Raw genomic sequence first — 16715 nt, forward strand, 5'->3', positions numbered from 1 at the left:
TGAAAAAAAAAATGGAACGGCTATTGAATTTTCACTTTTTTTTTCGGAATATGACCCTGACCTAAACTTACGAAAATAGTTCCACTTTTCAATCCCGAATTTGTCAAAAAAAACAGTCACCGAGTTACGCGTTCGATATGGGGAAACCGACCAGATGGGAGTGGTGTACTACGGAAACTATGCTGCTTACCTTGAACAGGGGAGGACTGACTGGCTAAGGGCTCAGGGCTTTTCCTACAAATGGATGGAGGCAAATGGAGTCCAATTACCAGTGGTCAAATTAAGTATCGATTACAAGCGTCCGGCGCATTATGACGAAGTAATTCGCATTACGACGAAATTAAGGAATATTCCTACGTATAAGATCGAGTTCGATTACGAAATTCACAACCAGGATAACCAGCTGTTGGTGAGTGCTTATACGGCTCTTGTTTTTGTGGATATGGAGACCAAAAAACTGATGAAAGCACCCGATTATTTGGACCAGAAACTAAGGGAAGAATAAGGGGTGTTTAAACCTGCAATTCTGCACTGACCAAATGCATCTTATTTAAGCTCAGCAGAGCGTCATCTGTCTTTGACTTCGGAACACTTATTTCGAGCAGGCAATTCTCCATTAATTCCTGGCCCAAAATGATATATCCTCTCATTTTGATCAATCGCATGACATCATTCAGTTGAGGATAAGTCGTCTTTATGATCAGGTTGGATGTTAATGGAAAGGAATCGATCACGGCGTCCTCCAATGCCATACTCGCTGCGGTCCTATATGCTTGTATCAAACCACCAACTCCTAATTTCACCCCTCCAAAATAACGTACCACTACGATGAGCACTTCAGTTATACCATTGGCCTTGATCTGACCATAAATAGGTTGGCCTGCGCTGTTGGCGGGTTCACCATCATCATTGACCCGGTACCTGAATGTTTCCGTGCCTAATTGCCATGCATAGCAATGATGTCTAGCCTTGTGATGCTTTTTCCGAAGCTCATTTAATCGTTCATTTATGTCCTCTTCTGTCTTTACGCGATAGGCATAGCCGTAGAATTTGCTGCCTTTGGCTTTCCAAAGTGATTCGCCAGGCGTGTTTAAAGAGAGGAATTGATCTTCGGTATTCTGCATTAGAGTAGGCTTACTGCGATTATACTGATTACAGCTAATAGAACACCTACCCAATTCCTTCTGCTCAGCAATTCTTTGAACAGCAATATACCCAGCAGGGTGGAGCTTAGGACAATCGCAACATTATTTAAGGTGAAGATCCCTGAGCTCGGCATGAAATCACTCTGTAATGTCCTTACCAGAAAATAAACCGAAAAGAAGTTGGGGATTCCCAGTGCCAGACCTCCCAGTGCATCTCTTAGTTTAGGTAGTTCCCGAAATCGCAAATAACGGTACAGCAGTATCAGCAGACCTATGATAGCGGCCCCACCAAAGATGATACCCGAGAATAGTGCGACTTCCTCCGGGTCAACAAATCGTTGCTCCAAATATTTAAGGCTGGTATCAATGAAGCCACTTCCCAAAAAGACCAGGGTAGGTAACAAGACCGATCGCAACCCCATACCCTGAGCTGTCCTGGGGTTTGTGGTCGTCATGTAAACTGCAATTAATGCCAGTACTATACCTGCTATCTTTCCGGCGCTCATGGATTCTTTATAGTAGATCAAGCCGAATAATATCGGAACGATCAAACTCATTTTGGTAGCCACGCTGACTACAGATAATCCATGTCTTTGAGTGGTCATCCCCATTAGATTAAAGACAACGATAAATACCACCCCGAGTGAGATGGCATATAAGAACCAAGGTTTTTCCGTGATCTCGCCCAGACCGGGGACCACCGGATTAACCAACATTCCCAGGCTAAATGCCGTGATATAATTCCCAACTATGGCAGGAAGTAATTTGACATTGAATCGTTCAAACAGCTTGAATACCACAAAGAGCGTGGTTGAAGATAGAACGCTGAGCAGGAGATAGATCACAATGAAGCTTTGTAATGGGTCAACACATCCCGTTTCACAGTATAATCCGTCTGGTGATGGCCTTCAATGACAGGTGCTTTTAATCCTTGGACGATGTTTTGTTCACCACGAAAGACCAGCGCTTCGTCCCAATATCCGGAATTGATGAACTGATTTAAGGTCTCTGCACCGCCTTCTACGATCACCGACTGGATGCCGTACCGGTATAGGTGGTCCAGAATCTCCTTCACTCCTTCCTTATTCACCGTTAACTGGATGTTTTCCCCTTTAGGATCACGATGGGTTTTAGCACCAATTATAAGCTTGTTCGCCTCGGTTTTCCAAAGTTTCCGCTCCTTAGGTAGGTCGCCACTTCTGCTAAGTACAATGACCTCCGGCGAGTTGCCGTACCAGTCCCTGGTAGTCAGAGATGGGTTGTCTTTCCTCAGTGTACCGGCACCGATCATTATGGCCTGTTCTTGTGAGCGAAGCCTATGCACTTGTTGTTTTGAATAAGGGCTAGAGATCCAAAAGGGCTCATCGGATTGCTGCTCAAGTGGCGCTATGAAGCCTTCAGGACTCTCTGCCCATTTCAAAATGATATGAGGTCGTTTTTCTTGGTGGAAGGTGATAAATCGTTTGTTCAATTCCGTGCACTCCTTTTCCAGAACTCCGGTCACCACCTCTAAACCAGCCTCCTCCAGCCTGGTCCGTCCTGTTCCATCCACCTTGGGGTTTGGGTCCAGTGAACCGATAACCACGGTTGGAATTCCGCTTTTTACAATGAGTTCACTGCAAGGCGGGGTTCTTCCGTAATGATTGCAGGGTTCCAGATTCACATAGATGGAAGAACTACTCAATAGCTCGGGCTGGCGGACCGAATTGATAGCCATGACCTCTGCATGAGGTTCTCCGGCACGCTGATGCCACCCCTCTCCAATGATTTTTCCTTGGTGAACAATAACAGATCCGACCATGGGGTTGGGATAGGTTGTTCCCAGTCCATTAGCTGCGAGTTGCAGGCAGCGCCTCATGTATTTTTCGTGTATCTTCACCCGGGCAAAAGTACGACGATTTTAGTTGAAGAACTGGAGGGTTGCGTCAGCCTGGATTGCCGATGAACAACCAGCAACTTCGCACTCAATTTATCAGTCAACGTCCAGATCCTATGGAGGGGTCAGAATGGGAACATTTGTTCTATACACTGATATCAGATTACGCCGGGCTCAGTCGTTTTCAATTCGTACAACAACTTAACGATGAGACTCCTGTTGAAGTGGTTCATCAGGTTCAGATAGCTTTACAACGACTTATGGATCATGAACCTATTCAATATATATTAGGGTACACCCAGTTTCTGGACCTCACTATAAATGTTGGACCAGGTGTACTGATTCCAAGGCCAGAGACTGAGGAGTGGGTCAGCATGTTGATCTCGAGTGAGTCTAACTCCGCGGATGACGAAACAATTAAAGTGCTTGAAGTAGGTACTGGCTCAGGTTGTATTGCGCTCTCCATCAAACATCATCTCGCAGGAGCTGAGGTAACCGCCCTGGATCTGTCTTTAGAGGCCTTGAAAATAGCCAGGGGGAATGCTGGGAAGCTCGGCTTGAACTGTGAATTTCTGCAGATGGATTTCACAAAAGCTTCACCCTCGGGAACCTTCGACGTTCTGGTTTCAAATCCTCCCTATGTTCGAAGAAGTGAAGCGCAATGGATGCGTCCTAATGTCCTAGAACACGAACCAGATCTGGCTCTTTTTGTTCCAGACGACGATGCCCTCCTTTTCTACAGGCACCTGGCAGTAAAGGGGCGAAAATTACTGAATCCCGGAGGCCGGATCTACCTGGAAATAAATGAGTATCTTAGTGTGGAAGTGTCAGAACTATTTGAAGATCAGGGGTATGAGCAGGTGCAAGTTCACAACGATCTGTTTGGTAAGCCCCGGTGCCTGACCGCAATGTTCTAATATGCGCAGTGTTTGTGTTTTTTGTGGAAGCAAGGAGGGAAACGATCAGCAGATCATTGCCCAAACTTTGTTATTGGGTCAATCCTTGGTACAACGAGATCTGACCTTGGTCTATGGCGGGGCCAGAATTGGCCTGATGGGGCAACTCGCAGCGGAAGTATTATCTGCCAAGGGGAAGGCGATCGGTGTGATCCCAGGATTTTTAAAGACCAAAGAATTGGTTCATCAGGGATTGACAGAATTGGTAGAAACCGAGAACATGCATCAGCGTAAACTGGTCATGCAACAGCGAAGTGACGCTTTTATGGCCTTACCGGGAGGCATGGGCACCATGGAAGAACTTTGCGAGATAATTACCTGGCTTCAATTGGGTCTTCATAACAAACCAGTAGGAATTCTTAATCTAAATGGCTTCTACGATCCCTTACTTCAGCTTATGGAGCAAATGGTCAGAAGAGGGTTTATGAGTATGACCAATTACGAATTGATCCTTGTAGATTCGGATGTAGACCGACTCCTGGATAAGATGTCTGAGTTCAGGGCTCCTCAGCGTCCGAAATGGCTGAATGAGCAACGGTCCTGAGCGGTCATAAATTAGTTCATTTCACTCTTCTATTTCTTCTTATTCAGTTTCATTAATTTCTATCTTTGCTTCTATGGACGCAGCCACCCAGATTGAACAATTACGCCGCGAACTCAGAGAACACAATCACCGGTATTACGTCCTGGACGAACCTGTTATTTCCGACTTCGAGTTTGATCAATTGCTCAGGCAACTACAGGATCTCGAAACACAATTCCCTCAATATGACGATCCAAATTCCCCAACGCATCGGGTAGGGGGGCGATCACCAAGAATTTCCAGACGGTGGAGCACGATTTTCGCATGTATTCTCTGGATAATTCCTATTCCAGGCAAGATCTCTTGGATTGGGAAAAGAGGATTCGAAAAGTTGTGGAGGGCCCGGTCGAATATACCTGCGAATTAAAATATGACGGGGCTTCAATGAATCTTACTTACCAGGATGGTAAACTGCTTAGGGCGGTTACGCGAGGAGATGGGGTTCAGGGTGACGAGGTAACCAATAATGTTAGAACAATCCGGTCTGTTCCCTTGAGTTTGACAGGTAACTATCCGGAACGATTTGATATCCGGGGTGAGATCGTCTTGCCCTTTGCCGGGTTCGAGGCCATGAACAAGGAACGAATTGCCCAGGGAGAAGAACCTTATCGCAATCCTCGAAATACAGCTTCGGGAAGTTTGAAGCTTCAAGATAGCTCGGAAGTAGCCAAGCGGCCATTGGAGTGCCTGCTATATAGCCTGAAGGCAATAGAACTTCCGGTTAAAACACAGTTTGAAAGCCTGGAACTGGCAAGATCCTGGGGTTTTAAGGTGCCCTCAGCTGCGCGCTTGATGTCCAATATGGAGGAAGTCTTTGCTTTTATCGATCACTGGGATATACATAGAAAGGAGTTACCCTACGAGATCGATGGGGTGGTGATCAAGGTCAATGATTACAATCAGCAGGAAGAACTGGGGTTTACCTCTAAATCGCCCAGGTGGGCAATGGCCTATAAATTCAAGGCGGAGCAAACAGCCACCCGTCTGGACTCCATCAGTTATCAGGTAGGGCGAACAGGAGCAATAACACCTGTGGCTAATCTTCAGCCAGTAGACCTTGCTGGGACAATAGTAAAACGAGCCTCCCTTCACAATGCAGATCAAATTGCCAAATTGGATATACGGGTTGGTGATCTGGTGAACGTGGAAAAAGGAGGAGAGATAATTCCAAAGATCGTAGGAGTGGATCTGACAGCTCGACCAGCGAATTCGACACCGACACAGTATATTGAGGTTTGTCCGGAATGTGGAACCGCTTTGGAACGCAAAACCGGTGAAGCTCAGCACTATTGTCCAAATACGATGGGCTGTGCTCCTCAGATCATTGGGCGGATAGAGCATTTTATTTCGCGAAAGGCTATGGACATCGAGGGACTTGGTGGTGAAACCGTTGCCTTGTTAGTACGCGAAGGTCTGATATCCAATTATGCCGATCTCTATACCTTAAAAAAGGAACAGCTATTGCCGCTAGAGAGAATCGCCGAAAAGAGTGCGGACAACCTTTTAGAAGGGGTAGAGAATTCGAAACAAGTCCCTTTCCCGCGTGTTTTGTTCGCAATTGGAATCCGATATGTAGGAGAAACAGTGGCCAAAAAATTGGCTAAACATTTCGGTTCAATTCACGGTTTAATGAGTGCTGATACCGATCAGCTTATCGAAGTGGACGAGATCGGGGATCGAATAGCGGCTAGCGTGACCGAGTTCTTCAGTCATGAAGAGAACCGCGAGCTGATCCTACGATTAGAAGCCTATGGTTTGATCCTCGAAAATCCTGAGGACGAAGCCGAAGGTGTTAAATCTGATCTCTTAGTTGGAAAAATCTTTGTTGTGTCCGGAGTTTTCGATAACTTTTCCAGGGACGAAATAAAAGGGCTGATAGAACAATACGGTGGTAAGTCTTCCGGTTCTATATCAGGCAAGACCTCCTACGTATTAGCCGGTGCCAATATGGGGCCGAGTAAACGGGATAAAGCCGAAAAATTAGGTGTTCCTATTATTTCGGAGGCCGATTTTCTAAGTATGATCGCTCCATGAGAGTATATAACTAACTAACCTCACATGTTACAAAGAATTAAAAAGCGGTCCATTCGTAAGCTGACCGAGCGGAATTTGTCCGATCGGGATACCAGCGGGCGCAATGGCCCGGTGAATAGTCTGGGAATACTGGTGGATGAATCCATCTACGGAGATCCCGATGAGTTTTATGAGTTGGGTCGAAGACTAGGGATTCAGCGTAAGGATATGCGGGTGTTCGTGTTTTCATCGGACAAACACAATCTGCCGACTCTGCGTCACAATCAGCTCAACATGAAGGAATTTAGCTGGAGCGGGGAGATCCGTAACCAGGATGCCGTTGAATTCCTTGACAAACCATTCGGATTACTACTAGGTCTATACAAAGGGCCACATCTGTTCCTGGATATGCTTGTTTCCAGGAGCAGGGCAAGGTTCAAGGTTGGCCTATCCGGCTCCGACGAGCGCTTGTTCGATCTATTGATCGGGCTGCCAAGTTGGAACCCACTGGCATTCCAGGACGAGTTGACCAAATACCTGAAAACACTTAATAAGATAGAGTAACAATTGAGTATTGTAAATGAGTTGAAAGGGACGGGAGTAGCTTTAGTCACGCCCTTTCGGAAAGATGGTGGAGTTGATGAGGTCGCACTGAGGAAACTGGTTGGTCACGTGATCGATGGTGGAGTAGAATATCTCGTTATCCTGGGAACGACGGGTGAAAGTGTTACCCTGACCCAGGAGGAGAAACAGTTGGTCAAACGGACCATAGTGGACCAGAATAGGGGGCGATTACCACTAGTTCTGGGGGTAGGAGGAAGTAATACGGCTCAGGTCATATCCGAATTGCAGGATGTGGACCGCAAGGCGTACCAGGCTGTACTTTCGGTTTCTCCGGCCTATAATAAACCTACACAGGAAGGGATTTATCAGCACTTCAGTTCTGTAGCCAGCTCTACTGAATTGCCCATTCTTCTGTACAATGTTCCAGGAAGGACAGCCTCTAACATGTTGCCTGAAACGGTGTTCAGACTGGCCGGTGACCATTCGAATATCATCGGTATCAAAGAAGCTGCCGGAGACCTGCAACAGGCCATGGAGTTGATCCATGGGGCGCCAAATGGCTTTTTGGTGATCTCAGGTGAGGATATGATCACACTTGCTATGGTGCTTATGGGAGGTGAAGGTGTAATTTCCGTAATAGGGCAGGGATTGCCGGCCGAATTCTCAGAAATGGTTCGCTTGGGATTAAGAGGAGAGGCAGCACATGCCAGGGCCTTGCATTACCGCATGATGAAGTCCATAAGCTTGATCTTTGAGCAAGGTAATCCTGCCGGAATTAAATCGATGTTATCACATCTTGGAGTTTGTTCCTCTGAAGTCCGTCTACCCTTGGTCAAGGCAGATCCAGATTTACATAAGCGGATCGGCTCCTTCCTGGACGAATTCTAAAGTTTAGTTAATTCGCATGAAGGACGGCAATCGCTGAAGGCATTGTGTTATCTTGTCCGCTAAGAAAGTTTTATAATACCCCATAAATCACTACTTTTGCCCGATGTTTTTGAAGAAAACGCTTAGAATATCTGTTGCCCTCTTATTAATGGGCGTGATCCTTGTTTCCTGTGGAGAATACCACAAGGTTTATCGTAAAGAGAACGTGGTAGACAAGTATCAGATGGCAGAATCCTTGTACGAAATTGGCAAGTACAAGAAAGCCCTCAAGCTGATGGAGCAGATCGTCCCGGTATATCGGGGCAAGCCACAGGCTGAGAAGTTGATGTTCATGTATGCCAATACCTTTTACAGCCTGGAGGACTATTACCTTTCTGGTTATCAATTTGAGCGTTTTGTCACCTCCTATCCCAACAGTGATAGTGTCGAGATAGCGGCTTACAAGTCTGCCAAGAGTTATTATGAGTTGTCTCCACGCTTTTCGCTGGATCAGGAAGATACACAGACTGCACTCGAGAAACTGCAGGCCTATGTGAATCAATACCCCAACAGCAACTACCGTTTGGAGGCCAATGCTTTAGTTAAGGAACTAAGAACCAAATTGGAGCAAAAGGACATTGAAACAGCCAACCAGATGTTGGGGCTGGGCGATTATCTGGGCAGCTACACACCGGCCATAGAATCCTATGACAACTTTATCAGTGATCATCCAGGTTCTATTTATCGAGAAGAGGCCTTTCTCGGAAAATTTAAAGCCGGTTACTACCGAGCCATAAACAGCTTACCTAATCTGAGGAAGACCAGGTTGGAAGAAGCGAAAGAATATTACAACAGCTATCTGAAATACTATGCTGATTCAGAAAGACGCGCTGAAGCAGACGAACTGCTTACAGACATCGATCTGAGAATGGCACAACTAACGGAGGGTTCCACCGTCCCGATAAACTAAGAAAGATGAATACCTTGAAGAACACGGATGCACCAATTACCACTACTACCATCGATAAGAACAAGATCGATGAGCCAACTGGTAATATCTATGAAGCGATTTCGATCATAGCCAAACGAGCTACTCAGATCAACGGAGACATCAAAAAGGAACTCTTGGAAAAGCTAGACGAGTTTGCTACTTACAATGACAGCCTGGAAGAGATCTTCGAGAACAAGGAGCAGATCGAGGTGTCCAAGTTTTACGAAAAGCTTCCTAAGCCACATGCCATGGCCGTTCAGGAATGGTTAGAAGGGAAGATCTACCACAGGAATACAGAAGACGAGGACATTCAACAATAGGCCTTATGTCCATTCTGAGCGGTAAAAAGGTTGTCCTTGGCGTTACTGCCGGGATCGCTGCCTATAAGTCCGCTTATATTGTTAGACAACTCATCAAGCGAGGTGCGGAAGTAAAGGTTGTGATGACCCCTGCATCTCGCGATTTTGTTACCCCCTTACATTATCTACGCTGTCCAAGAATGAGGTGCTGTCCTCCTTTACAGACGAAGAAGACGAGAACGCCCAATGGAATAACCATGTGGAACTTGGTCTTTGGGCAGATCTGATCCTGATCGCACCGGCCACGGCCAACACCCTTTCCAAGATGGCGCACGGCACTTGCGATAATCTCTTGCTGGCCGTTTATCTTTCTGCCAAATGTCCTGTGTACTACGCACCTGCGATGGATTTGGACATGTATAAGCATCCTTCTACCACCAAGACCTTCGAGCAACTCAACCGCTTCGGAAATATCCAGATCGAGGCCGGAACCGGCGAATTGGCCAGTGGTTTATACGGCAAGGGAAGAATGGCAGAGCCGGAAGAGATCGTCGACTTTCTGGAGCAGCACTTGTTGCAATCCGCTCCGCTTTTTGGAAAAAGGGTCTTGATTACAGCAGGTCCCACCTACGAAGCAATCGATCCGGTACGTTTTGTCGGCAATCATTCCAGTGGAAAGATGGGTTTTGCACTTGCCCGGGCAGCCGCGACAGCAGGGGCACAGGTTACCCTGGTCTCAGGGCCAACTGCCCTGGACATTCAGCATCCTTCCGTTGAACTAAAGAGAGTGACTTCGGCCGTAGAGATGATGCAACACTGCCAGGAGGTGTTTCCCAGTGCAGACCTGGCCATTCTTAGTGCAGCCGTGGCGGATTATCGTCCGGCAGATCCTGCCGATCAAAAGATCAAGAAGAAGGAGGATCAAATGAGCATAGAGCTGGTCCAAAATCCCGATATTCTTGCAGGCTTAGGCGAGCAAAAACAAAATCAGATCCTGGTTGGATTTGCCCTGGAGACGGAGAACGAGATTGAGCATGCCAAAGGCAAGATCCAAAAGAAGAACTTAGATTTAATTGTGCTAAATTCGCTCAGGGACTCCGGTGCCGGTTTTGGCACAGACACCAATAAAGTCACCCTGATAGACAAGCACAATAAGGTGACTCCTTTTAAAGTTAAAGACAAGCGGGAGGTTGCCGCGGATATTGTTCAATACATCATACAGAATTACTATGCGTAGCATAATTGCAATCATATTAATATTCTCATTTACAGTTTCTTACAGTCAAGAACTTAATGCGACAGTTAATATTGATGCCGTTCAGACCGGTCAACCTAATCTCCAGGTGTTCAGGACCTTGGAGCAGCAACTGACGGAGTACCTAAACAATACTCGATGGACCAATCAGGCGGTCAAGAATCAGGAACGTATAGATTGTAATTTCAGCATCATTGTTTCTGCTTTCGACGGGACCCTTTTTAGTGCCAGCCTGCAGGTACAGGCGTCGAGGCCTGTATACAATTCGACCTACGATAGTCCGATCTACAATTACAATGACGCCCAATTCAATTTTGACTATATCGAGTTTCAACCCTTGGTTTTCAATCTTAACCGTTTTGATTCCAATTTGATGTCCGTGATTGCCTATCATGTCTATACAATCTTGGCCTTGGATGCCGCTACCTTCGAACGAGGAGCGGGAATTCCTTTTTTCCAGACCGCTAAGCAGATCATCAATACGGCTGCCGGGAGCAATTTTTCTGGTTGGAAGGCCACAGATGGACAGCAGTCCCGTTTCCGGTATAACGATGCCATCCTATCCAATCTCTTTGCACCATACCAAGATGTACTTTACGATTATCATCGCTTGGGTATGGATGTGATGGCCGATAATCCCAGAGAGGGTAAAGAGGCGGTAATTGCCAGTATGCAAGGCCTGAAAGGGATCAACAGCAGAAGGCCTAATTCCTTTGTCCTGAGAACATTTTTCGATGCGAAAAGTCAGGAGATCAGTTCGATGTTCAGTGGAGGTCCACAGGTTGATATTGCCAATTTTGTGGAGGACCTAAACCGTATGGCACCCACCAAAAGGAACGACTGGTCGCAAATCAAGTTTTAAGACAACTTTCCTCTTGTCAGTCTGATTATTTCTCCTAATTTCGAAGGAGTAGGTTACACCCATGATCAAATCCATTTCTGTTAGAAATTTTGCCCTGATCGACGACATCGAATTCGATCTGGAGAAAGGTATGACGGTACTCACCGGGGAGACCGGTGCCGGTAAATCCATACTCCTGGGTGCCATTTCCCTGCTATTGGGGAAACGGGCCGATCTGAGCAGTGCAGGTGACCCCGAAAAGAAATGCGTGATCGAAGCCGAATTTGATGTTTCTGATCTCAATTTGATCCACTTTTTCGAACAACAGCAGATCGACTATGAACCACTGACCATAATCCGTCGCGAGATATTGCCTGGTGGTCGTTCCCGGGGATTCATCAACGACGCTCCGGTCAACTTGAACCAGATGCAAGCATTGGGTAAAGAGTTGGTCGACATCCACAGTCAGTTTGATACCCAGACACTTAATTCTCAGCATTATCAGCTGGGGGTGATGGACAGCATGGCCGGCTTGGAGATAACTATGGATGAATACCAGAAGTTATTAAGACACTATCGAAAGCTGGAAAAGGAGGAGAAGGAGCTATCTGAAGAATTGGCTCGCTCTAGGCGGGACCTAGATTATCATCAGTACCTCCTGCAAGAGTTGGACGAGATCGATCTGGAATCTGTGGATCAGCCCCAATTGGAGTTGGAATCAGAAAAACTGTCCAATGTTGAAGGAATACAGGAGACCTTGCATCGGATCAAGGCCATGATGCAACAAGACGCCGTTGGATTGATGGACCAATTATTTGAACTTCGGCGGGAACTGTCTTCGCTCTCTGGTTTCGGGGAAGTGTATCAGTCCTGGGCAGATCGATCGCAATCTATTATCGAAGAATTGGACGATCTCTCCAGGGAGATCGATCGGGAATCTGATTCGCTGGAACTGGATCCGGAACGAATGTCTTTTGTGTCTGAACAACTCGATCACCTCCAGAAACTGCAAGATAAACACCATGTTACGGATACTGATCAATTAATTGGCATTAGGGAAGAGTTACGATCCCAGGTGGACAATAGCGGTCAATTGGAAGAACGTATCGCTCAGATACAATCCGAATTGCAAGCCACTGCCACCAAACTGAGCAGTTTGGCGAATAAGATCCATCAAGGACGAAAGGAGATCATCAGGCCCTTTTCAGATCAATTTCAGGAGATCCTGGCAGATCTGGGCATGCCGGATGCAGAATTGAATATAATCTTAAACCATACGGCCGAATTCAGGGATACTGGTATGGACCAGCTAGAATGGCTTTTTACAGCTAATAAAGGAGGTCGGGCCGGCGAATTGGCCAAGGTTGCCTCCGGTGGGGAATTAAGTCGCATCATGCTGGCAATCAAATCTATTCTCTCTAGGAGAAAGCAACTTCCAACCCTGATCTTCGACGAGATCGATACCGGGGTATCCGGTAAGATCGCAGAACAGATGGCTATTCAAATGCATCAGATCAGTCGGCATTCACAGCTATTGGCGATCACCCATCTGGCACAGGTTGCTGCAAAAGGTTCACATCATTTGAAGGTGTTTAAAGAGACGGATGCAGTACGAACAATAACCCACCTGAAACCATTGGATGAAGACGCCAGAATAGTGGAGATTGCTCAAATGATCGGAGGAGATCAATACTCTGATTCTGCCCTTGCACACGCCCGTGAATTGTTGAATTAAAGCTTATCTTTGACCATTCAAATAGGTAGTCAACCCACAAAATAGAACTATGTCAAACAATCTACTAGCCGGAAAAAAAGGGATAATATTCGGTGCCCTGGATGAGAATTCAATCGCCTGGAAAACGGCCGAACGCGTACATGAAGAAGGAGGGCAGATCGTCTTAACCAATGCGCCAATTGCCATGCGAATGGGGCAGATCAACCAACTGGCCGAGAAAACGGGTTCCCAGATCATTCCTGCTGACGCGACCAAATTGGAAGACTTGGAAAACCTGGTAGATCAGGCCATGGAAATCCTGGGCGGTAAATTAGATTTTGTACTTCACTCCATTGGTATGTCTGTCAATGTGCGGAAGGGAAAACATTATACCGAATCCAATTATGACTGGACTCACAAGGGATGGGACGTATCTGCCTTGTCTTTTCACAAGACCATGCAGGTCCTGTATAAGAAAGATGCCATGAACGAGTGGGGTAGCATAGTTGCTTTAACCTATATGGCGGCTCAACGAGTATTTCCTGATTACAATGATATGGCAGATAACAAGGCTTATCTGGAGTCAATTGCGCGTAGTTTTGGCTATTTCTTTGGAAGGGATAAGAAAGTTAGGGTCAATACCATATCCCAGTCTCCTACACCTACAACCGCAGGTCAGGGAGTAAAGGGCTTTGATGGCTTCATTGCCTATGCAGAGAAAATGTCTCCTTTGGGTAATGCTACCGCTATGGATTGTGCCAACTATACGGTGGCCATGTTCAGTGATCTGACCAAGCGGGTAACCCTTCAGAATTTATACAATGATGGCGGTTTCTCCAATATGGGAGTGAGTGATGCTGTTATGGATGCATTTGTGGATTCACAATAGAATTTTCCTTCATCAATTTTGTTTAGCCCGGTACACCCGGGCTTTTTTGATGAAAAATGCTGCTAAACCTATATATCGCAAGGGTTTTCATGGATATTTAATTCTTTGGTTTATTCCAGAAATTTTAGATACCTTTAACACATAATAACTAATCTTATTTAACTAATTGATTATGAGAAAAATTACTCTATTTCTGAGTGCTTTATTCGTTTCGACTATTGGCTTTGCCCAGCTTTCGGCGAATAGCACCGGAGTTGCAGGAGTCACGACCAATCTAGAAAGAGGGGGCTCGGAGATCCTGCTCACTCATTCAAATGATCCAGCCACCATAGACGATGGTATTTTCTGTGGCCCGGCTAACCCTGTGGCCTTGACATCTTTCCGGTCTTATGTTCTAACCGATTTTGGTATTACTGGAGATTTCAATGTTAACCGTATTCAATATGGTTTCTTTGCTCTGGACGGTGTTCCTGGTTCTGGAGTTGATGTGACAGTCGAAGTGTGGACTACTGATGCAGCTTTTCCAACGGGCAATCTAACTTTATTAGCTTCAGCCACAGAAAATGTGACTGCCGCGGATGTCGGTCTTGTGCTTGAGACTGCAATTGATGCGACTGTACCCGCCGGTTCTGAAATGGTTATTGCACTTCGGACACCAAATGACGGTTTGACGACTTTTTCTATCGGAGCAAATAATGCAGGACAAACTGCACCATCATGGATCCAAAGTTTGGATTGCGTTGGTGACGACGGGATTTACGATTTAGACGCCGATTTTGCGTTGTCGCAATCTTGGGTGCTTAATGCAGTAGGTGAAGAGACAGAGCCTGGCATTAGTTGTGATTCTAACAACTACGAAGCGACTGGTCTTCCGATCGACATAGACGGTGGCGACACCCAAACTGCCGATTGTGCTAATGCGCCAAACCTGGTCCCTGTGGATGTTGACGCCATTGGTTTTGTCGGTATGGATGCAGAGATCGAAAATGTAGAAATTACAATTACCCACACCTGGGTATCTGATCTACAGATTTTCTTGGTCTCTCCTTCTGGAACAGAATTATTGCTGTCTGCCAATAACGGAGGAAGTGACGACAATTATGTAGCAACTGTATTTGAAGATGGTGCACCATCTATTGTTGGAGCATCTGCTCCATTTACAGGAACATTCTCTCCGGAAGGCGGAACTTTCGCCGATACCTTTATGGGTGAGAACGTAGGAGGAACCTGGAACTTGAAGGTTTGTGATGGTGCTTTTGGAGATACCGGACAGATCGTTTCTTTCGAAATGAATGTTTGTGCACAGCCATTCAACGATGTTTGTGATGACGCTTATGCACTGTCTTGTGGAGATGTTTATGCAGGAAGTACTGCCGGTGCAACGGACACGGCTGGAAATGATGGGCCTGATGTATATTTCTCTTTCACCGGAGAGGGCGATCAGGAAGCTGTTACCCTTTCGCTTTGTGACGGTGGAACAGGTTTTGACTCAATCCTTTGGGTATTTACAGATTGTACCTTGAGTGAGTTAGTTGCTACCAACGATGACTCTTGTGGATTACAATCAGAGTTAACTTTCGTATCTGACGGTTTTTCTACCTATTATATTGTTGTTGATGGGTTCTCCGGTAGTTCCTCAGGTGACTTCAGTCTTGAGGTAGCCTGTGGTCCTGTGACCAACGACTTCTGTGAAGGTGCCGAGTCTATCTCTTGTGGAGAGACTGTAACTGGGACAACCGACGGCGCAACTGCTGACAACTCTGAACTATGTGGTGGTGAGTTCAATATCGGAAACGGTGTATGGTATACTTTCACTGACGATTTTGGTTTCTCATCTGACTACACAGTTTCCCTGTGCGATGGAGGAACAACTTACGATAGCCAGTTAACCGTTTACGAAGGTGACGATTGTGGGAACTTGACCTGTGTTGGTGGAAATGATGATTTCTGTGGACTTCAGTCTGAGGTTTCTTTCACTGGTGACGGAAACTCTACTTACTATATCCTTGTTCACGGATTTGGAGGATCAACTGGTAGTTATAGCCTGAGCGTGAACTGTGATCCAATCCCACCACCAAACGATGATATCGAGAATGCTATCGACGTTGATGAGATCGGATTCCCTTACACTGATCCTGCTGTAGCCATGCCAGCGGCAACTACAGAAGATGGTAACCCAGTAGATTGTAATATCGATGGAGCCAATGGTGTATGGTATAAGTTCACTGCTACTGAAGCTGGTTTCGCTGAAGGCGAGATCGTTTCTCCAGCTGGATTCTCTACTGTTGTCTTCTTCCGCGCACCGGACGAAGATTCCTCTGAGGAAGATCTGATCCACATTCCGAACGGAAATAACCAATGTCTGCCTAGTACAACTGCGTCAATTCTTACTGTAGAAGGCCGTACGTACTATGTATTCGTTACCAACCAGGGAGGTGGAACAGACATCAACTTGGATTCTGGTATACTGGGTGTAGAAGAGAATGGAATCGAAGGATTCACTTTCTCACCAAACCCAGCTAGCGATGTATTGACTCTGAATGCTCTGGATGTAATCGAAAGAGCTACAGTTTATAACATCCTTGGTCAAGAGGTGATCGATAGAAACATCGATGCCACTACTGGTCAACTGAATGTATCCAGCCTTTCTGTTGGTACATATATTATGAAGGTGACTGTGAATGGTCAGGTAGGTACCTACAAGATCGTTAAGCAGTAAGCT

At 46.1% G+C, this 16715-nt stretch carries 14 protein-coding genes and 2 pseudogenes; 13 read left to right on the forward strand and 3 right to left on the reverse strand.

Annotated features, from left to right (window positions below; genetic code table 11):
• Nucleotides 1–100: 100 nt before the first annotated feature.
• Nucleotides 101–505: an acyl-CoA thioesterase gene (locus BST85_RS03195; RefSeq protein ID WP_281259674.1), complete on the forward strand. Its 405-nt coding sequence runs from the start codon at nt 101–103 to the stop codon at nt 503–505.
• A 7-nt stretch (nt 506–512) separates the two neighbouring features.
• Here BST85_RS03195 and BST85_RS03200 read toward each other — a convergent pair whose 3' ends face one another.
• Genes BST85_RS03200 through ribD form a run of 3 tightly spaced genes read right to left on the reverse strand, consistent with a single transcriptional unit; the run spans nt 513 to nt 3024 of the window.
• Nucleotides 513–1124: an IMPACT family protein gene (locus BST85_RS03200; RefSeq protein WP_104811938.1), complete on the reverse strand. Its 612-nt coding sequence runs from the start codon at nt 1122–1124 to the stop codon at nt 513–515.
• The gene (locus BST85_RS03205; protein ID WP_104811939.1) at nt 1124–1990 is read right to left on the reverse strand and encodes a DMT family transporter; all 867 of its coding nucleotides are present in this window, start codon (nt 1988–1990) and stop codon (nt 1124–1126) included. Before BST85_RS03205 ends, BST85_RS03200 begins: the two co-directional genes overlap by 1 nt.
• Nucleotides 1987–3024, reverse strand: coding sequence for a bifunctional diaminohydroxyphosphoribosylaminopyrimidine deaminase/5-amino-6-(5-phosphoribosylamino)uracil reductase RibD (gene ribD, locus BST85_RS03210; protein WP_245917624.1), 1038 nt, complete (start codon nt 3022–3024; stop codon nt 1987–1989). The genes BST85_RS03205 and ribD overlap by 4 nt, the downstream gene beginning before the upstream one ends.
• A 62-nt stretch (nt 3025–3086) precedes the next feature.
• Here ribD and prmC point away from each other — a divergent pair, with 62 nt between their 5' ends.
• The 12 genes and pseudogenes from prmC (at nt 3087) to BST85_RS03270 (ending at nt 16712) form a co-directional block, all read left to right on the forward strand.
• Nucleotides 3087–3938, forward strand: coding sequence for a peptide chain release factor N(5)-glutamine methyltransferase (gene prmC, locus BST85_RS03215; protein ID WP_104811941.1), 852 nt, complete (start codon nt 3087–3089; stop codon nt 3936–3938).
• 1 nt (nt 3939) lies between these two features.
• Entirely contained in the window at nt 3940–4521 is a 582-nt protein-coding gene (locus BST85_RS03220; protein WP_104811942.1) for an LOG family protein, read from the forward strand.
• A gap of 73 nt (nt 4522–4594) precedes the next feature.
• Nucleotides 4595–6594, forward strand: a pseudogene (gene ligA / locus BST85_RS03225) (NAD-dependent DNA ligase LigA).
• 24 nt (nt 6595–6618) lie between these two features.
• Nucleotides 6619–7137, forward strand: coding sequence for a DUF6913 domain-containing protein (locus BST85_RS03230; protein WP_146090632.1), 519 nt, complete (start codon nt 6619–6621; stop codon nt 7135–7137).
• 9 nt (nt 7138–7146) lie between these two features.
• Nucleotides 7147–8025: a 4-hydroxy-tetrahydrodipicolinate synthase gene (dapA, locus tag BST85_RS03235; protein ID WP_104813883.1), complete on the forward strand. Its 879-nt coding sequence runs from the start codon at nt 7147–7149 to the stop codon at nt 8023–8025.
• Between the two features lie 103 nt (nt 8026–8128).
• Nucleotides 8129–8974 (forward strand): outer membrane protein assembly factor BamD, encoded by an 846-nt coding sequence (locus BST85_RS03240; RefSeq protein WP_104811944.1) that lies wholly within the window; start codon nt 8129–8131, stop codon nt 8972–8974.
• Nucleotides 8975–8979: 5 nt separating this feature from the next.
• On the forward strand, nt 8980–9315 hold the full coding sequence (locus BST85_RS03245; protein WP_104811945.1) for a DNA-directed RNA polymerase subunit omega: 336 nt from the start codon (nt 8980–8982) through the stop codon (nt 9313–9315).
• A 5-nt stretch (nt 9316–9320) separates the two neighbouring features.
• Nucleotides 9321–10531, forward strand: a pseudogene (coaBC, locus tag BST85_RS03250) (bifunctional phosphopantothenoylcysteine decarboxylase/phosphopantothenate--cysteine ligase CoaBC).
• Complete coding sequence (gene porD, locus BST85_RS03255) at nt 10524–11411, forward strand: type IX secretion system protein PorD (RefSeq protein ID WP_104811946.1); 888 nt, start codon at nt 10524–10526, stop codon at nt 11409–11411. Before coaBC ends, porD begins: the two are co-directional and overlap by 8 nt.
• A 61-nt stretch (nt 11412–11472) precedes the next feature.
• Nucleotides 11473–13125, forward strand: coding sequence for a DNA repair protein RecN (gene recN, locus BST85_RS03260; RefSeq protein ID WP_104811947.1), 1653 nt, complete (start codon nt 11473–11475; stop codon nt 13123–13125).
• A 49-nt stretch (nt 13126–13174) separates the two neighbouring features.
• Entirely contained in the window at nt 13175–13993 is an 819-nt protein-coding gene (locus tag BST85_RS03265) for an enoyl-ACP reductase FabI (RefSeq protein ID WP_104811948.1), read from the forward strand.
• 172 nt (nt 13994–14165) lie between these two features.
• On the forward strand, nt 14166–16712 hold the full coding sequence (locus BST85_RS03270) for a proprotein convertase P-domain-containing protein (RefSeq protein ID WP_104811949.1): 2547 nt from the start codon (nt 14166–14168) through the stop codon (nt 16710–16712).
• Nucleotides 16713–16715 lie beyond the last annotated feature (3 nt).

The sequence above is a fragment of the Aureitalea marina genome (assembly GCF_002943755.1).
Taxonomy (GTDB): Bacteria; Bacteroidota; Bacteroidia; order Flavobacteriales; family Flavobacteriaceae; genus Aureitalea; species Aureitalea marina.

What these genes read in the sequence shown, in the direction of transcription:
- BST85_RS03200 (WP_104811938.1), bottom strand. Translation starts at nt 1,124, where the DNA reads ATGCAGAATACCGAAGATCAATTCCTCTCTTTAAACACGCCTGGCGAA.
- prmC (WP_104811941.1), top strand. Translation starts at nt 3,087, where the DNA reads ATGAACAACCAGCAACTTCGCACTCAATTTATCAGTCAACGTCCAGAT.
- BST85_RS03220 (WP_104811942.1), top strand. Translation starts at nt 3,940, where the DNA reads ATGCGCAGTGTTTGTGTTTTTTGTGGAAGCAAGGAGGGAAACGATCAG.
- BST85_RS03230 (WP_146090632.1), top strand. Translation starts at nt 6,619, where the DNA reads ATGTTACAAAGAATTAAAAAGCGGTCCATTCGTAAGCTGACCGAGCGG.
- BST85_RS03240 (WP_104811944.1), top strand. Translation starts at nt 8,129, where the DNA reads ATGTTTTTGAAGAAAACGCTTAGAATATCTGTTGCCCTCTTATTAATG.
- BST85_RS03245 (WP_104811945.1), top strand. Translation starts at nt 8,980, where the DNA reads ATGAATACCTTGAAGAACACGGATGCACCAATTACCACTACTACCATC.
- porD (WP_104811946.1), top strand. Translation starts at nt 10,524, where the DNA reads ATGCGTAGCATAATTGCAATCATATTAATATTCTCATTTACAGTTTCT.
- recN (WP_104811947.1), top strand. Translation starts at nt 11,473, where the DNA reads ATGATCAAATCCATTTCTGTTAGAAATTTTGCCCTGATCGACGACATC.
- BST85_RS03265 (WP_104811948.1), top strand. Translation starts at nt 13,175, where the DNA reads ATGTCAAACAATCTACTAGCCGGAAAAAAAGGGATAATATTCGGTGCC.
- BST85_RS03270 (WP_104811949.1), top strand. Translation starts at nt 14,166, where the DNA reads ATGAGAAAAATTACTCTATTTCTGAGTGCTTTATTCGTTTCGACTATT.